We start from the raw sequence: 16,297 nt of genomic DNA, 5'->3' as shown, positions 1-16,297 counted from the left end.
ACAGGCGGGCACATTGCCGGACACGGTTAATTCGCTAGAATTTGCCTCACGCCCCGTTCGATCAGGAAAGGCGCTGGATGCGGCACATTGCAATCATCGGCTCGGGACCGGCGGGATACTACACCGCAGAGGCAGCGCAGAAGCACTTCGGCGATGATGTGCGCGTCGATATTTTCGACAGGTTGCCAGTGCCTTACGGTCTCATTCGCACCGGTGTCGCGCCCGATCACCAGTCAATCAAGGGCGTCTCGCGGCGCTACGAGAAAACCGCGCTTTCCCAGAACGTGCGCTTCGTCGGCAACGTCGCCGTCGGCACCGACGTTTCCATCGCGCAGTTGCAGGACCTTTACGACGCCGTCGTTCTGGCAACCGGCGCGCCGCAGGACCGGGATCTGGGCATTCCCGGCGAGGACCTGGCGAACTGTTTCGGCAGCGCGGCCTTTGTCGGCTGGTACAACGGCCATCCGCAGTTCGCGGGGCTGGCACCTGACCTGTCGGGCAATACCGCAGTGGTGATCGGCATGGGCAACGTGGCACTGGATGTCGCGCGGATGCTGGCCAAGAAGGGCAGCGAATTCGACGGGTCGGACATCGTGGGCCACGCGCTGGATGCACTATCCGCCAGCAAGATCGAGCGGATCGTGCTGCTGGGTCGGCGCGGCCCGCACCAGATCATGATGACGCCCAAGGAACTGGGCGAACTGGGGCAGCTCGATCATGCCGCGCCACACGTCGACAAGGGGGACCTGCCGGACGAGGCGGAAGACGCCATCCTCGAGCCGGGCCTGCGCAAGTCCGTCGCCCTGCTGCGCGAATTCGCGGCCACGCCCGAACACATCCGCGCCGAGAAGCGCATCGCCATCGAATTCGCTTTCTTCGTGCAGCCGCGCGCCTTGATGGGCGATGGCAAGGTGGAGGCGGTGGAGGTGGAACACACCCGGCTGGAACGTGGCCGCGCGGTCGGCACCGGCGAGGTGGAGCGCCTGCCCGCCGACCTGGTGATCAGTTGCATCGGCTATCGCACCGCGCCCATTCCCGGCGTCCCGTTCGACGAGCGGCAGGGCCGCTTCGCCAATGACGACGGGCGTATCCTGCCCGGCCTTTACTGCGTGGGCTGGGCCAAGCGCGGCCCGTCCGGAACCATCGGCACCAACAAGCCCGATGGCTTCGGCATCGTGGAGAAGATCGCCGCCGACATCGCCAGCGGTTCGCTGGGACGCGGCGACAAGACAGGGCGCGACGGTTTCGACGCGCTCGCTGCCGAGAAGGGGCTGGACGTCGTCACTTTCCGCGACTGGAAGAAGATCGAGGAAGCTGAAGCGGCCGCCGCACGCGAAGGATCACCGCGCGAGAAGTTCATCGATATCGAGGCGATGATCCGCGCGGCGGACTAGGCGGGCGCCGAAGCGCCCCGCCCTGAACTTACTGTCCTAAACCCGCATCGGCATCAGCACGTAGAGCGCGGGGCTGCCTTCATCCTTGCGGATCAGCGTGGGGGCACCGGCATCGGCGAAGTGCATTTCCACCGTGTCGCTGTCGATCTGGTGGAGGATGTCCTTCAGGTATCCGGCGTTGAAGCCGATTTCCATGCCGTCCGCGCCATACTGGCCGGGCACTTCCTCGGTCGCGTTGCCGTTGTCGGGGCTGGTGACGGTCAGAGTCACCTTGTCACCCTCCAGGCCCATCTTCACCGCGCGGGTCTTTTCCGTGGCAATGGTCGCCACACGGTCCACGCCGGAGAACAGCGACTTCGGATCGACTTTCAGAAGCTTGTCGTTACCCGTTGGAATCACGCGCGAATAATCGGGGAAGGTACCGTCGATCAGCTTGCTGGTGAGGACGACACCGCCCTCCCCGCCCAGCGTGAAACGGATCTTGGACGGGCTGAGATCGATCTGGACATTGCCCTCCATCGCCTCTTCCAGCAGCTTGCGCAGTTCGCCCACGGCCTTTCGCGGCACGATCACGTCGGGCATACCCTCGGCCCCGGCGGGGCGCGACAGGGTGTAGCGCGCCAGCCGGTGGCCGTCGGTGGCCGCCGCCTTCAGCACGCCGCCATCCTCGTCCGACACGTGGAAGAAGATGCCGTTCAGGTAGTAGCGCGTTTCCTCGGTGGAGATGGCGAAGCGCGTGCGATCGATCAGTTCGGCCAGCGTGGCGGCGGGCAGTTCGAAGCTGGTCGGCAGGTCGCCTTCCACGATCACCGGGAAATCGTCGCGCGGCAGGGTGGGCAGCGAGAAGCGGCTGCGCCCGGCCTTGATCGTCATGCGGTTTTCCGCGGTTTCCAGCGAAACCTCGCTGCCGTCGGGCAGCTTGCGGGCGATGTCGAACAGCAGGTGCGCCGAGACGGTGATCGCGCCGCCGCTTTCCACGCTGTTGGCTTCCAGGCTCTCGACAACCTGCAGGTCGAGGTCGGTCGCCATGACTTTCACATGGCCGCCCTCGTCCGCCTCGATCAGCACGTTGGAGAGAATGGGGATGGTGTTCCGCCGCTCCACCACCGACTGGACGTGAGAGAGACAACGCAGCAGCTTCGCGCGTTCGATGGTGGCCTTCATCGCAAATCGTTCCTCAAACTCTGACGCTGCGGTGCCGGGGAGAGCCCGGATTCGCATGGCTGCGCCGGTAAAATTGCTCGTTCATCCTTAGCGCAGGCATAGGCTCGGGCAAGGATTCGGACGCAGAGCGACGGATTCCTTGGGGAAAACTACCCCAGCATCGCCATGCCGCCGTTCACGTGCAGCACCTGCCCCGTCACGTAGCCCGCTTCCTTCGAGGCGAGATAGGCGACAGCCGCGCCGATATCGTCGCCCTCGCCCATACGGCCCATCGGGATGCGGCCGTTGATCGCGTCCTTCTGCTTGTCGTCCAGCGCATCCGTCATGGCGGAGCGGATGAAGCCGGGCGCCACGCAGTTCACGGTGATGCCGCGCGCGGCCAGTTCCTGCGCCATCGAACGGCTCATGCCAACCACGCCTGCCTTGGCGGCGCAGTAGTTCATCTGGCCGGGGTTGCCCGTTGCGCCCACGACGCTGGTGATGTTGATGATGCGGCCAAAGCGCGCTTTCATCATCGGGCGGGCGCTGGCGCGCATCAGGCGGAAGGTGCTCTCGAGGTTGATCTTGATCACCTCGTCCCATTCCTCGTCCTTCATGCGCATGGCGAGATTATCGCGCGTGATGCCAGCATTGTTCACCAGGATATCGACCTTGCCCAGCGTATCGAGCGCGGCGGGCATCAGTTCCTCGACCTGCGTCGTGTCCGACAGGTTGCAGGTGATCTCCACGTGCCCGTCGTTATCGTGATGCGGCACGTCCTCGTTCAGCTGTTCGCGAAAGGCGCGCAGCTTGCTGCCGTTGGAGCCGGAAAGCGCCAGCCGCGCCCCTTGCCGCGCCAGGGCATAGGCGATGGACGAGCCGATGCCGCCGCTGGCACCGGTAACGAGGGCGGTCATGCCTTTAAGGTCGAACATCGTCAGATTTCCTTTGCCAGAGCCTCAATGTCTTCCATGCTCACCACGCTGGTTACCGTGGCGTCGGGCGCGATTTTGCGGATCATCGGGCCCAGCACCTTGCCGCCCAGTTCGATGAAGTGCGTAACGCCGGCCGCTTCCATCGCCAGCACGCTCTCGCGCCAGCGCACGCGCCCGGTGATCTGCTGCACCAGGAGGTCTTTCTCGGTGGCGGCATCGGTCACTTCGGCAGCCGTCACGTTGGCATAGAGCGGCAGGCGGAATGCGTTCGGCGGCGTGTCGTTGAGCGCGAACTGCATGCGCTGGGCTGCGGGCTGCATCAGCGAGCAGTGGAACGGCGCGGAGACCGGCAGCTTCACGGCGCGCTTGATGCCGTGTTCCTTGGCGAGCTCCACCGCGCGGTCGATCGCTTGCATATGGCCCGACAGCACGACCTGCGTCGGATCGTTGTCGTTCGCCACTTCGCACACCTGCCCCTCGGCAGCGGCCTCTGCCAGCGCCTGCGCCTTCTCGAGGTCCGCGCCCAGCAGCGCGCACATCGCGCCAAGGCCGATGGGCACGGCATCCTGCATCGCGATGCCGCGCGTGCGCAGCAGCTTGGCGGTGTCCGACAGAGTGAAGGCGCCAACCGAAGCAAGCGCCGAATATTCGCCCAGCGAGTGACCGGCAACGCAATCGCCCTTCTCCGCCAGCGAAAGGCCGCCGTCTTCCAGCACGCGCGCCACGGCAATGGCGTTGGCCATGATCGCGGGCTGAGCGTTGGCGGTCATGGTGAGTTCGGATTCGGGCCCCTCGGCCATCAGCTGCGCCAGCTTCTGGTTCAGCGCGTCGTCCACTTCCTGGAACACCTCGCGCGCCACGTTGCTGGCTTCGGCAAGCTCCACGCCCATGCCGACCTTCTGGCTTCCCTGGCCGGGAAATACGAATGCAATCATGTGAATTCCTTTCTTGCGCGCGGGCCTATGCCCCGGCGGCGCTTCGTGCAACACCGAAGGGCACGATTGCGTTGGCCGCATCGTGGCCGATGTCTGCCCGCCCGAGGTAGGGGATGCCGCTGCGCTCGCACCAGTACATCGCGATTTCCTCTTCGCTCATGCCGAAAGGCCGGTCGTTCTCCGGCACGTCGCCGATGCGGCCAAGGCGTAGGCCAGCCACGCCGCGAAGGTGCTGCGTCACGTGGAAGAACAGGCGGTCCACGGCATAAAGGTGCTCTGCCACCTCCTCCACCAGTACGACGTGGCCGGTGAGGTCCGGCATCAGTTCGGTGCCGCACAGCATGGCCAGCGTCATCAGGTTGAACGCTGCCACGGGCCGTTCGTCGAGGCCCGCTTCCAGCGGCACCTCCTCGCCGGAGAGGTATCGGAGCACGCGGCGCACCGCGTCGTCGCCCCCCTCGCGCTTGATGTCGCCCGCCAGCGGTCCGTGCACCGGTTTGCCGATCCCGGCGCGGTAGAGCGCGGCCAGCATGGTGCCCGCATCGGAGTATCCGAGGAAGGTTTTCCCACGCGCCGCTTGCGTCAGCCCGGCGATCGCGGGCGCAGCAATACGCATCGCGCCGTAGCCCCCCATGGCGAACCACACGGCGTCCACTTCCGGATCGTTGGCGGCGGCGAGAAAAGCATTCAGCCGCTGCGAATCATCGCCGGCGAAATGGCCATGTTCTTCAAAGCACTGGTCGGCGAAGTTCAGCTCGATGCGAGGGAACTCAGCTGCGGCCAGAGCCAGCACCGCATCGGCGCGCTCGCGCCGGATCGGCTTGCCGGGGCAGACACAGGTAATGCGCGTCGTCATGTTCATCGCCTAGCCTGCCCGCACCTTTCCGTCACCCCTTGAGCGATGCCGTTTCGGGACGAGCCCGAAAGTTGCAGAGAACGCACCTTCACGACCCCCGCCAAGATGGCTAGGGACCAGAAGATGAACGAGCAAAAGTCCTCCCTATCGTATTTCTTCTGCGGCATCGGCGGTTCGGGCATGTTGCCCCTCGCCCAGATCGTCAAGGGCCTCGGCGCGGAGGTCGGCGGATCGGATCGCAGCTTCGACCAGGGACGCACGCCGGAAAAGTTCGCCTGGCTGGAACAGCGCGGATTCAAGCTGTTCCCTCAGGATGGCAGCGGCTTGACCAGCGGTAACCAGGTACTGGTGGCGAGCGCCGCAATCGAGGACACCGTGCCCGAGGTTATCCGCGCGCGAACGCTAGGCTGCCCGCGCCTCACCCGCGCCGAACTGCTGTCGAAACTCTTCAACGCCGCGCCCGTCTCGCTGGCGGTGGGCGGCACCAGCGGCAAGTCCACCACCACCGCCATGCTCGGCTGGATCATGGAATATACCGGCCGTTCGCCCACCATCATGAACGGCGCGGTGATGAAGAACTTCGCTTCGCCCGACAATCCCTTCGCCAGCGCCGTTGTCGGCCGCAGCGACGTGTTCGTGAGCGAAGTGGACGAGAGCGACGGCTCGATCGCTCTCTACGATCCCACCGTGGCCGTGCTGCTGAACATCAGCCTGGATCACAAGAGCATGGAAGAACTGCGCCACCTGTTCGGCGATTTCCTGCTGCGCGCGGACATTGCCGTGGTGAATTTCGACGATGAGGACGCGGAGTTTCTCGCGCGCAGGTGCAAGAACGTTATCTCTTTCGGGATCGACAACCACAAGGCGACTTTCGGCATCGAGCCGGGCACCATTCTCGAAAGCGAGACCGAGACGGACGCGATCCTTGTCGACCGGCGCAAGGACGTGGGCCACTCGCTTCGGCTGCCGATGCCGGGGCGGCACAATCTCGAGAATGCGCTGGCGGCCATTTCCGCTGCCGTGGCGGCAGGGATCCCGGTGCACGACGCGGCGATCGCGCTCTCCACCTTCAAAGGCCTCGCCCGGCGCTTCGACGTTATCGGCACCAGCGAGAGCGGCGTAACCGTGATCGACGATTTCGGCCACAACCCGGAGAAAGCCCGCGCCACGTTGCGCACGCTTAAATCGCAGGAAGGCCGCGTGATCGCCTTCTTCCAGCCGCACGGCTACGGCCCGCTCAAGCAGATGGGCACCGAACTGGCGCACACCTTTGCCGAGGAACTGGGGCCGGACGATATCACGATCATGTGCGAACCGGTGTACTTCGGCGGCACTGTGGATCGCAGTGAGGGCAGCGAGCGGATCATCAAATTGATCCGCGAAGCCGGTGGGAACGCCGAATACATCGAAACGCGCGAGGGCTGCGGCGATCGCATCGTCGAACTCACGAAGCCCGGAGACCGCGTGGCAGTGATGGGCGCGCGCGACGATACGTTGACGACTTTTGCGCAAGGCCTGCTGAAACGTCTGTGAGCACTTACGCCAAGGCCTGAATATTCAACGGCGTATGGACGGGCTTCCTGCTAGCCTTCATCCTGCCGTTTGCGATTGCCGAATTCGGCGGAGAAGAGCACGAGGCTCTCCTGGTCATAGGCCTCGTCGGATATCTGGTATGCGCCTATACGTCCTTCAGCTTTCCGGAATGCCCGAACTGTCACGAACCCGTGAATGAAGCGCTATCCACGAAACATGGTTCTCGCGTACAAGCATTTTTCGCAATTCGTCCCGACCGTCCGCCGCGCTCGTGCGGCTATTGCGGCCACGATCTTACCTGAAAGCCTTTTGCAACGATTGTGAGCCATAATGCGCTCTCGTATCGCAGTCGAACGAGAGGCAAGGGCCTGTAATCATGCAGAAGAGTTACCGCCAGAGCGGTGTGGGGATGCTGGATGCGGCGCCCGGCACCTACATGGTCCACGCCTATTTCGACGATAACCAGGTGGACCTGGTGAAATGCAACGTGATCGGCTGGCAGATCGCGCAGGACCGCCGCCTCACCCCGCTCGTGCTCGATCCGCGCGCGGTCGACGAGGATGGCTGGGTCATCATCCACCCCGATGGCCGTGTGGAGGCCGAGGACGGTCGCAACTGGCCGACCGAAGACGCGTGGCTGCAGGCCGAGCGCCGCCAGCGGCGCAGCGCAGCTTAGCGCCTAGTGCCCTGCCCCGGTCTCGTGACCGAGGCCCAGCACCTTGTGCAGGATGAACACGATCACCCCGCCCAGCGCGAGGCCGGTCAGCGCGGATAGCCCGGCGAAGGTGAGCCAGCCGAACAGGCCGCCCGCGATGGCGGAGACGCCGTGCTCTATGCCCTCCACCCAGTGCTCCGGCCCGGAAATGCCGATTTCCGCGAGGCCATGGAGGATGATGCCCCCACCGACCCAGAGCATGGCAATGGTGCCGATAAAGGATAGCGCCACTAACAGCTTGGGCATGGCTTTCAGCAGGAAACGACCGAACCGCTTTCCGGCATCGGTCAGCCCTTCCTTGCAAAGATGCAGGCCCACATCGTCCATCTTCACGATCAGCGCTACCGCGCCGTAGACAGCAACGGTCACCGCGACACCGACGATGGCCAGCACGCCCGCGCGGGTGAGGAGGTCTTCCGCTGCCACTTCGTTCAGCGTGATCGCCATGATTTCGGCAGACAGGATCAGATCGGTGCGGATCGCGCCCGATGTGCGCTGCTTCTCGAAAGCGACGGGATCGTCGATCTCATCGTCCACGGTCTTGCCGTGCTTCTCGCCGCCCAGTTTCTCGATCACCTTTTCCGCCCCCTCATAGGAGAGGTAGGCGCCGCCCAGCATCAGGATGAAAACGATGGCCTGCGGCAGGAACTCGCTTAGCAACAATGCGCCCGGCAGCAGGATCAGCAGCTTGTTCTTCAGGCTGCCCTTGGTGATGTTCCAGATGATCGGCAATTCGCGGGCGGGCGAAAGGCCAGTGACGTAGCTCGGCGTCACCGCCGCATCGTCGATCACCACGCCTGCCGTCTTGGACCCGGCGCGCCCGGCGGCTGCGGCGATATCGTCGACGCTGGCGGAAGCCGTGCGGGCGATGATGGATACGTCGTCGAGCAGGGCTACGAGGCCACCGGGCATGGAATTTCCTTTACAGTTCGGATGGGCATCTACGTTCGGGAGCGCATTTCTATCCGCCCCCCAGAACGCCCTAATGAATTCTCAATTGGCCCGATAGACGGTGATGACGACGTGCGGCTCGCTCACCGCAGGGTCGAAGCCGAGTGTCCCCACGAAAGCCCCGCGGGTCAGCCACTGGTACTCACCCAGCGGCGCCTCGAACGCAGGACTGGTCCGCACAGGTGGCGGCGGCGCTTCTCCGGGCACGGGCATGCACAGCGTTCCGGTGTTCACCACGTTGATGATGACACCGTCGTCCGTGCGCAGGAAATAGTCCGCCACGATGTCGCTGCACCCGTCGGAGCGGTCGAGCTGCCAGTCCCAGCCCATCGGCAGGATCTCGCCGCGCATGTCCGGCCCTTCGAAAGTGCCGCCGGTGATAGGAATGATCCGGCGCATGCCGCGCGGCGTCTCGCCCACCGGGATCACTTCGCCCAGCGTGACGACGGAGCGGTAGAGCAGTTCCAGCCCCGGTTCCGGCGGCGCAGGGGCTTCCTGCGCGGCGGCCGTTATGGCAATAGCAGGTGTGGCAATGGCGGCTGCAACGGCGGCCAGTATCAAACGCATTGGACGAATCCCTCCTCTTGCCAAGGACCGTAACCGCCCTTGCAATATCCGCCAATCCCGCTATGTGCGCGCCTTCCGCTGAATCGGGGCATAAATGGCCCACATGCGGAAAACCAAGAAAGCCGGAGGGACGCGCGCGGAATTCGCCGTGCCAATGTCAGCGATCGGCAGGAAGTGAAAGGAAGCGCGCATGGCTCGTTACGAGCATGTTTTCCTCGCGCGTCAGGATCTGAGCCAGGCTCAGGTAGACGCGCTTGCCGCTGGTGCCACCGAAATCGTGGAAGCCAACGACGGCAAGGTCGTGAAGACCGAGACCTGGGGCCTCAAGTCCCTCGCCTACAAGATTGACCGCAACCGCAAGGCGCATTTCGTCATGCTCAACATCGAGGGCCCCGGCTCTCTGGTGGCCGAGCTGGAGCGCCAGAACCGCATCAACGAAGACATCATCCGCTGGCTGACGATCGCCGTGGAAGATCACGAAGACGGCCCGTCCGTCATGATGCGCAAGAACGACCGCGACAAGAAGAAGCGGTCCGACCGTGAGGAGCGCAACTGATGGCCCGTCCGTTCTACCGTCGTCGCAAGTCCTGCCCGTTCGCGGCCAAGGACGCCCCCGCAATCGATTACAAGGACGTGCGCCTCCTTCAGGGCTTCATGTCCGAGCGTGGCAAGATCGTGCCCAGCCGCATCACCGCCGTTTCTGCCAAGAAGCAGCGTGAACTGGCCAAGGCCATCAAGCGCGCCCGCCACCTGGGCCTGCTGCCCTACATCGTGAAGTAAGAGGAGCAAGACACATGGATATCATCCTCCTCGAACGCGTTGGCGGCCTGGGCCAGATCGGTGACATCGTCACCGTGAAGGACGGCTACGCCCGCAACTTCCTGCTGCCGCAGAAGAAGGCCCTTCGCGCCAACGAGGCGAACAAGAAGGTCTTCGAAGCCAACCGCGAGAAGCTGGAAGCCGAGAACGCCGAACGTCGTACCGACGCCGAAAAGCAGGGCACCAAGGTCGAAGGCACCGAGATCGTCCTGATCCGTGCCGCTTCCAACGCCGGCCAGCTCTATGGCTCGGTCAACGTGCGTGACGTGGCTGCCGGCCTTGCCGACAAGGGCCACGACATCGACAAGAAGCAGGTCATCATGGGCGCGCCCATCAAGACCATCGGCATGTTTGACGTGACCATCCGCCTGCACCCCGAAGTCGAGGTGACGATCAAGGCCAACGTGGCACGTTCGGAAGACGAAGCCGAGCTGCAGAGCCAGGGCGTCGACATCCTCAAGCAGGCTGCCGAAGAAGAAGCCGCCGCCATCGCGGGTGAAGGCTTCCAGGAAGAGCTCGACCCCGATCGTGAACTGGGCGACCTGCCCAGCGCCGAAGAAGGTGCCGAAGTTCTCGCCGAAGACGCTGCTGCCGAAGAAGGCGACAGCGAAGAAGGCGAAGAGAACGCCTGAGCCTTTCGCGGCTGACGAAATCAGGGGCGTTGCCAGCGATGGCAGCGCCCCTTTTTAGTGCGGGCCGTATCAGTCGGCGCCGGCGATCAATTCGCGGTAATGCGATTCCAGCGTGTCCTCGCCGAATTCCGGTGTGGCATCGGCATCGTATTTCCCGGTCAGCGGGTTGAGGACCACCATGGACTCGCTCGCATAATATCGCCCGATCCGGGCATATTCGGCCTTCTCGGCAGCGCGCCTAGAAAAACGCGCGGCGGAATCGAGCATGGCAACGATGCCGTCCATCGCCTTCAGCGGCACGTGCCGGAAGCGCGGAGGCTCCCCCAGCAGGCGGAACAGCATCTCCCCCTGCTCGCGCGGGGTGATCGCCGGTCCCGGTCCGCCGATGGGCAGGATGCGGCCCTGCAGCGCCGGATCGGTGAGGCAAGCGCTGATGAAGCGGGCGCAGTCCCTGTCCGAAATCGGCTTGCCCCGCGTCAGCTCGCCGTCGCCGAAGAGCATGAACGGCTTTCCCGCCCTCACCCGCTCCACCTGCCCGGACAGCGACTTGAAGAAGGCCGTGGGGCGCACGATGGACCATGCCAGGCCCGATGCCCGCAATTCGGCCTCGAAGGCCAGCTTGGCGTGCTGGAAGGCAAGGCGCGGCTTCTGCACGCAAATGGCCGAGAGCAGCACCATCTGCGGCACCACGTTCGCCCTTGCCGCTTGCAGGATGTCAGAATTGGCCTGGTAGTCGATGGCTCTCGCATCGGCGGGCACACCGTTGCGCGAGGCGAGGCAGGAGACGACCGCGTCGAACGGCTCCCCGGCAAAGGCATCGCGCATGATGGAGGCGGGATCGGTAACGTCGCCGAACCTGCACACGGCGCCTGCCCGCCCCAGGCCCCCGGTCTGCGCGTCGGCCGTGCGCTCGGGGCGCAGGAAACAGGTGACCGCGTGCCCGTCGTCAAGCAGCGCAAGGGCAACGGCATGGCCGATGGTGCCGCTGGCGCCGAACAGCAGGACGCGCTTGCCTGCCGCTGCCGTCAATCGATCACCGCCAGCCCGTCGCCGCCTGGCCCGGTGGGCAGGCGGCGCAACACCTCGCCACTGGCGAAGTCGATCTCGGCAATGGTGTCCGTCGCGGTTTCGGCGGCGTAGAGCCGCTCACCGTCCTCGCTGAACACCAGCGTCACCTGCACCGCATCACTGCTGCCGGATACGGGAATGGTGCGCACGGCCTCGCCCGTCGCGGTGTCGATCACAGTCAGGTCGCCGCTGCCGAAGTTGCTGCTGACCACGAAATCGCCGGAAGGGTGCATGGCAAGGCGAATGGGTACTTCGCCCGTCGGCACTTCGGCGCGGATTTCAAGCGTGTCGGGATCGAGACGGTAGGCGACATTGTCCTCGTTGGAGGAGACCCACAGGTCCGCGCCATCCGGCGAAAGCGCGATGGCCTCTATGGCATTGCCGACCGCCCGCCGCCCGGTTTCCTCCATGCTGGTGAGGTCGTACTTTACGACAGCGCCTTCGGGGATGATCGTGCCCCATGCCGTTTCGCCAGCCGCGTCCACCACAACGAGGTGCGCGCCCGGCCCGCCGCCGCCGATTTCCGTCACGACCGGCTTGCCCGTAGCGGCGCCCTCAATCACGAACAGCGACCCGCGCCCTTCCCCGCCTGCCACCACGCGTCCGTCGTCCAGCCAGATCGCGGCATGGACGCGGGCGTTCTCGTCCAGTTCTATCTCGCTGACGGCGGCGAGTTCGCGCGTCGCATAGACCTCTACCGAAGTGCCAGAATAGCAGGCGACCATTACGTGCGCCTCGTCGGGCGACACGGTCAATTCGTGCGGGTTCTCGCATGTCTGCGTCCGGTGCGTTTCCTCGCCACTGGCAAGGTCGATGCGCGAAAGACTGGCCCCGCGCTTGTTGGCGACGAACAGCGTGCCGGTGCTGGTATCGGAAGGCGCGGCAGGGGCCTGTGCCCCGGTCGTGGCGCTACAGGCGCACAGCGCGAATGCTGCGGTAATGGCGATTGGCAGGCGCATGGTGCTGGATCCCCGGTGTCGTGTCCCGGCCCCAAGCCTAGCAGGGCGTGCTACGAAAGGAAGTCGAGGATGGCGCGGCCCATTTCCTTCTTCGTCACGCTACCCATGTGATTACCCGGCACGACCGCCATGGTCGCATCGGGCAAGGCATCGCACAGCTTCTCGGGCGAACCGTTGTCGCGGTCCTCGTCCCCAATCAGCACCAGCGTGGGCATGGTGATCCTGGCGAGGTCCTCCCTCGCGATATCCTCCACGCCCTTGGTCAGCAGGAGGCGCGCGGCGACGGGATCGATGCCCTGCCCTTTCATAAAGCTTTTCGCCATGAACGCCGGATCGCCACGCTCGATGGTGTCGAAGCGGTCGATCATGTCGACGAAGAAGGCGCTGCGGGCCTGCCAGTTGGATAGCCCCTCGATCCCCATGCCGCCCAGCACCAGCCTGCGCGGTTTCAGCCCCGCGATCACCGCGCTGGTGGCCGTGCGCGCGCCAAGAGAGAAGCCCACGAGGTCGTAGTCTTCCAGCCCCAGCGTCTCCACGATATGCAGCGCGTCGCGCACCAGCACGCCGGGCGAATACAGCGCGGCGTCGGTCGGGCCGTCGCTCTCGCCGTGCACGCGCCAGTCTGGCATGATGCATTCGAAGCCGTTGTCGGCCAGCAGTGCGGCATGGCCGAACTTCACCCAGTTCATCTCGGCGCTGGAAAACAGGCCGTGAAACATGAGGACCGGGCGGCCCTCGCCCAGGCAGTGGACAACGATGGAGGTGCCGTCAGGCGCGGCGATGGTTTCGCGGCGAATGTCGTTCATCGTGCGATGCAGTTCTCGCCCGCCCACAGCATCTGCACGGCGGCATTCTCGCCTTCGCCGGAGAACAGGCCGGCAATCTCCGGCCCGGCTTCCGCGGCGATCACGAATTCCTCGCCAATCGTGCTGTCTTCCACCAGCGTGACGCTTTCACCCGCCAGCATTTCGCCGCGTGTGGTTTCCGGCACGTAGGGTGCTTCCGCCGTGTAGCCGACGAACTGGCCGTCACGAAAATTGAGGCTCAGGCCCTCGTAACTGGTGAAAGTGAGGCCGCAGTCGTTGGGCTGGTCGCTCTCGTCGATGGCGCTGCCGACGAGATTGGCGAGTGTCGCCTCGGTCGGCGCGCGGGCGGAGCCGAACGGCACGGCCAGTTCCTCGAACCCGGCCTGTGCGGGGATCACGATACCGGTGCCCTGCAACTCCAGCGTCGCATCGGGGACCGGCTCTATCGCGCCCTGCCCGGCGCCCGCCTGGCCTTCGCCCTCCGGTGTATCGCCGCAGGCGGCGAGGAACAATGGAAGGGCGATCAGGGCAAGGCGGCGCATGGCGATTATCCTTTCTTCAGATGGCGACGGCCGAGAAGCTCGGCGATCTGCACGGCGTTCAATGCCGCACCCTTACGCAAGTTGTCGCTGACGCACCACAGGACGAGGCCGTTATCGACGGTGGAATCCTCGCGCACGCGGCTGATGTAGGTGGCGCTGTCGCCGGCGCTTTCCACCGGGGTGACGTATCCGCCGTCCTCGCGCTTGTCGACCAGCATGATGCCCGGCGCCTCGCGCAGGATGTCCTGCGCTTCGGTGGCAGAGATTTCCTTCTCGAACTCCAGGTTGATCGCTTCGGAGTGGCCCACGAACACGGGCACGCGCACGCAGGTGGCCGTCACCTTTACCTTGGGGTCGAGGATCTTCTTGGTCTCCACCACCATCTTCCACTCTTCCTTGGTGGAGCCGTCGTCCATGAAGGTGTCGATGTGCGGGATGACGTTGAAAGCGATCTGCTTGGTGAACTTGCGCGGCTCCACTTGGTCGCCCACGAATATGGCGCGGCTCTGTTCGAACAGCTCGTCCATGCCCTGCTTCCCTGCGCCGGAAACCGACTGGTAGGTGGAGACGATCACGCGCTTGATCGTGGCGGCATCGTGCAGCGGCTTCAGCGCCACCACCATCTGCGCGGTGGAGCAGTTGGGGTTCGCGATGATGTTCTTCTTCGTATAGCCGTCGATGGCGTCGGGGTTCACCTCGGGCACGATCAGCGGAACGTCAGGATCCATGCGGTAGAGCGAGCTGTTGTCGATCACCACGCAGCCCGCTGCCGCGGCCTTGGGAGCATAGGTCTTGGTCGCCTCGCTACCGCAGGCGAACAGCGCGATGTCCCAGCCGGAAAAATCGAAATGCTCGAGGTTCTTGCATTTCAGCATCTTGCCGGTGTCGCCGATCTCGATCTCGGTGCCGGTCGACCGTCCGGAGGCGACTGCGGACACCTCGTCCATCGGAAACTCACGCTCAGCCAGGATGGCGAGCATCTCGCGCCCGACATTTCCCGTCGCACCGACTACGGCAACACGATAACCCATTTCAAACTCACTTCCATTGATTGACGCGCGCTAGCTAGCGTGCCTTTTCGCACATGCAACCGTAATTGCGGTTTCATACGATACCGGCGAGATGCAGGGCCAGCAGGACGATCGCCGCCAGCGCGCCGAGGCAGCCCGCAATGGCTACGCCGCGATGCGCGACATTGCGGATATAGGCGATGAAGTTGACAGTGGCGAACACCGCCAGGAAAACGAAACTTGCCCCCTGCACCAGCTGGTCCAGCGCGCCGAAAAAGGCCATGGCGCTGGCGGCAATGGCGATGACAAGGATTCCGGCGTAAGGAACGCCCTCGCTGTCGGTCTTGCCGAAGATGGCGGGCATTTCCTCCTCGTCGGCCGCTTCCCTTCCCAGCCGCGCCGTAGCGAAGATGGTGGCGTTGATCGCGGACGCGGTGGAGAATACCGCGGCGATCGTGACGGCAATCAATCCCGCGGTGCCCGCCGCGGCGCGTCCCGCCTCCGCCAAGGCGATTTCCTGCCGCTCCACGATGGCATCGCCGCCCACCAGCATCGCGGTGCCGAGCACCACCACTATGTAGACCGCGATGGTGACGAGGATGGCCACGGACATCACCTTGCCGATGGCCTTGCCGTCTTCCATTTCGTCATAGTCGTAGGCGAGCAACTGGAAGCCTTCGTAGGCCATGAACACGGTTGCCGCGCCGATGATCGCGCCGCTGATGCCGGAGCCGGTGCTTTCGCTGGCGACAAGCTGGCCCGCGTCCCACTGCGACAGGCCGATGGCGGCCAGCACCACGAGGATGGCGAGCTTGCCCCACACCACCACGATTTCCACCATGCTGCTCTCGCCCGCCCCCATCAGGTTCACGCCCGCGAGAATGGCGATGGAGGCAATAGCGGCAGCCTGCGGCAACCAGCCCGGCCCGCCCACGGCATGGGCAAGGTAGGCCCCGAAGGTGTAACCGTAGACCGATACCGTCAGTGTGTACCCCAGCATCAGTGCCCAGGCGACAACGCGCGCCACCTTGTCGTGCCCAAGGTCGCGCAGGTAGGCGAAAGCCCCGCCGGCCTTGTCCAGTTGCCGGGTCAGGCAGCCGTAGGAATGGGCCGTGGCCAGAGCGATCAGCCCGCCGATCAGGAAGCTGGCCCACGCCCACTTGCCCGCCACCGAGATAACGACGCCCATCGTGGCGAAGATGCCGCCGCCGATCATCCCGCCAACGGCCATGGCAAAGGCCGCGTTGGTGCTGAGCTTGCTGCCACTCATGTGCGGGGGTGAAGCACCGGCAGGGCGCGATGGCAAGCGCCGCCCCTCTCAACGGTTCATGGTTAACTCGCTGCTAACCGTGTTCGGTAACTCCGTGTTAACCGTTCACCTTCAATTCTGTGCAAGGTGACACGGAAAACCCTGGCCTTCAGTCACCAGGTC

18 protein-coding genes are annotated in these 16,297 nt (G+C 64.6%); 6 read left to right on the top strand and 12 right to left on the bottom strand.

The genetic code is table 11. The annotated features are described in order from the left end of the window. Window positions 1-77: 77 nt before the first annotated feature. Window positions 78-1,394: an FAD-dependent oxidoreductase gene (locus D4Q51_RS13595; RefSeq protein ID WP_120078372.1), complete on the top strand. Its 1,317-nt coding sequence runs from the start codon at window positions 78-80 to the stop codon at window positions 1,392-1,394. A 36-nt stretch (window positions 1,395-1,430) separates the two neighbouring features. On the opposite strand, the gene dnaN is transcribed toward D4Q51_RS13595, so the two are convergent. The 4 genes from dnaN to D4Q51_RS13575 form a co-directional block, all read right to left on the bottom strand. Further along, window positions 1,431-2,558 (bottom strand): DNA polymerase III subunit beta, encoded by a 1,128-nt coding sequence (gene dnaN, locus D4Q51_RS13590; RefSeq protein WP_120078371.1) that lies wholly within the window; start codon window positions 2,556-2,558, stop codon window positions 1,431-1,433. Window positions 2,559-2,707: 149 nt separating this feature from the next. Next, complete coding sequence (gene fabG / locus D4Q51_RS13585; RefSeq protein ID WP_120078370.1) at window positions 2,708-3,472, bottom strand: 3-oxoacyl-[acyl-carrier-protein] reductase; 765 nt, start codon at window positions 3,470-3,472, stop codon at window positions 2,708-2,710. 2 nt (window positions 3,473-3,474) lie between these two features. Further along, window positions 3,475-4,407 (bottom strand): ACP S-malonyltransferase, encoded by a 933-nt coding sequence (gene fabD, locus D4Q51_RS13580; RefSeq protein ID WP_120078369.1) that lies wholly within the window; start codon window positions 4,405-4,407, stop codon window positions 3,475-3,477. Window positions 4,408-4,432: 25 nt separating this feature from the next. After that, window positions 4,433-5,263: an LD-carboxypeptidase gene (locus D4Q51_RS13575; RefSeq protein WP_120078766.1), complete on the bottom strand. Its 831-nt coding sequence runs from the start codon at window positions 5,261-5,263 to the stop codon at window positions 4,433-4,435. Window positions 5,264-5,386: 123 nt separating this feature from the next. On the opposite strand from D4Q51_RS13575, the gene D4Q51_RS13570 reads away from it, so the two are divergent. Together D4Q51_RS13570 and D4Q51_RS13565 are read left to right on the top strand one after the other, a co-directional pair. Continuing rightward, entirely contained in the window at window positions 5,387-6,796 is a 1,410-nt protein-coding gene (locus D4Q51_RS13570) for a Mur ligase family protein (protein WP_205689500.1), read from the top strand. 376 nt (window positions 6,797-7,172) lie between these two features. Further along, entirely contained in the window at window positions 7,173-7,472 is a 300-nt protein-coding gene (locus tag D4Q51_RS13565; RefSeq protein ID WP_120078367.1) for a hypothetical protein, read from the top strand. Between the two features lie 3 nt (window positions 7,473-7,475). Here the strand turns inward: D4Q51_RS13565 and D4Q51_RS13560 are convergent, their stop codons facing one another. After that, window positions 7,476-8,423 (bottom strand): DUF808 domain-containing protein, encoded by a 948-nt coding sequence (locus tag D4Q51_RS13560; RefSeq protein ID WP_120078366.1) that lies wholly within the window; start codon window positions 8,421-8,423, stop codon window positions 7,476-7,478. 81 nt (window positions 8,424-8,504) lie between these two features. After that, window positions 8,505-9,029, bottom strand: coding sequence for a DUF3237 domain-containing protein (locus D4Q51_RS13555; protein ID WP_120078365.1), 525 nt, complete (start codon window positions 9,027-9,029; stop codon window positions 8,505-8,507). Window positions 9,030-9,219: 190 nt separating this feature from the next. On the opposite strand from D4Q51_RS13555, the gene rpsF reads away from it, so the two are divergent. From rpsF to rplI, 3 genes are read left to right on the top strand one after another with little or no spacing between them, the layout of a single operon-like run. Next, window positions 9,220-9,585, top strand: a complete 366-nt coding sequence (rpsF, locus tag D4Q51_RS13550; protein ID WP_120078364.1) for a 30S ribosomal protein S6 — start codon at window positions 9,220-9,222, stop codon at window positions 9,583-9,585. Continuing rightward, the gene (gene rpsR, locus D4Q51_RS13545; protein WP_119584342.1) at window positions 9,585-9,809 is read left to right on the top strand and encodes a 30S ribosomal protein S18; all 225 of its coding nucleotides are present in this window, start codon (window positions 9,585-9,587) and stop codon (window positions 9,807-9,809) included. The genes rpsF and rpsR overlap by 1 nt, the downstream gene beginning before the upstream one ends. A gap of 14 nt (window positions 9,810-9,823) precedes the next feature. Beyond that, window positions 9,824-10,480, top strand: a complete 657-nt coding sequence (gene rplI, locus D4Q51_RS13540) for a 50S ribosomal protein L9 (RefSeq protein WP_120078363.1) — start codon at window positions 9,824-9,826, stop codon at window positions 10,478-10,480. Window positions 10,481-10,549: 69 nt separating this feature from the next. Here rplI and D4Q51_RS13535 read toward each other — a convergent pair whose 3' ends face one another. The 6 genes from D4Q51_RS13535 to D4Q51_RS13510 all read right to left on the bottom strand — a co-directional run bounded on the left by D4Q51_RS13535 (window position 10,550) and on the right by D4Q51_RS13510 (window position 16,135). Beyond that, window positions 10,550-11,509 carry an NAD(P)H-binding protein gene (locus D4Q51_RS13535; RefSeq protein ID WP_205689499.1) on the bottom strand — a complete coding sequence of 320 codons (960 nt, stop codon included), beginning with the start codon at window positions 11,507-11,509 and terminating at the stop codon, window positions 10,550-10,552. Beyond that, on the bottom strand, window positions 11,506-12,507 hold the full coding sequence (locus tag D4Q51_RS13530) for a YncE family protein (protein WP_120078362.1): 1,002 nt from the start codon (window positions 12,505-12,507) through the stop codon (window positions 11,506-11,508). Before D4Q51_RS13530 ends, D4Q51_RS13535 begins: the two co-directional genes overlap by 4 nt. Before the next feature lie 50 nt (window positions 12,508-12,557). After that, on the bottom strand, window positions 12,558-13,313 hold the full coding sequence (locus tag D4Q51_RS13525) for an alpha/beta fold hydrolase (RefSeq protein WP_120078361.1): 756 nt from the start codon (window positions 13,311-13,313) through the stop codon (window positions 12,558-12,560). Continuing rightward, the gene (locus tag D4Q51_RS13520) at window positions 13,310-13,855 is read right to left on the bottom strand and encodes a hypothetical protein (RefSeq protein ID WP_120078360.1); all 546 of its coding nucleotides are present in this window, start codon (window positions 13,853-13,855) and stop codon (window positions 13,310-13,312) included. The genes D4Q51_RS13525 and D4Q51_RS13520 overlap by 4 nt, the downstream gene beginning before the upstream one ends. Window positions 13,856-13,860: 5 nt before the next feature. Then, window positions 13,861-14,886 carry an aspartate-semialdehyde dehydrogenase gene (locus tag D4Q51_RS13515; protein ID WP_120078359.1) on the bottom strand — a complete coding sequence of 342 codons (1,026 nt, stop codon included), beginning with the start codon at window positions 14,884-14,886 and terminating at the stop codon, window positions 13,861-13,863. Between the two features lie 73 nt (window positions 14,887-14,959). Further along, window positions 14,960-16,135 carry an APC family permease gene (locus tag D4Q51_RS13510; RefSeq protein WP_120078358.1) on the bottom strand — a complete coding sequence of 392 codons (1,176 nt, stop codon included), beginning with the start codon at window positions 16,133-16,135 and terminating at the stop codon, window positions 14,960-14,962. Between the last annotated feature and the right edge of the window lie 162 nt (window positions 16,136-16,297).

Origin of the sequence: Aurantiacibacter odishensis (assembly GCF_003605195.1) — a bacterium.
Classification (GTDB): Bacteria; Pseudomonadota; Alphaproteobacteria; order Sphingomonadales; family Sphingomonadaceae; genus Alteraurantiacibacter; species Alteraurantiacibacter odishensis.
This window is presented reverse-complemented; position numbering and strand designations above follow the sequence as displayed.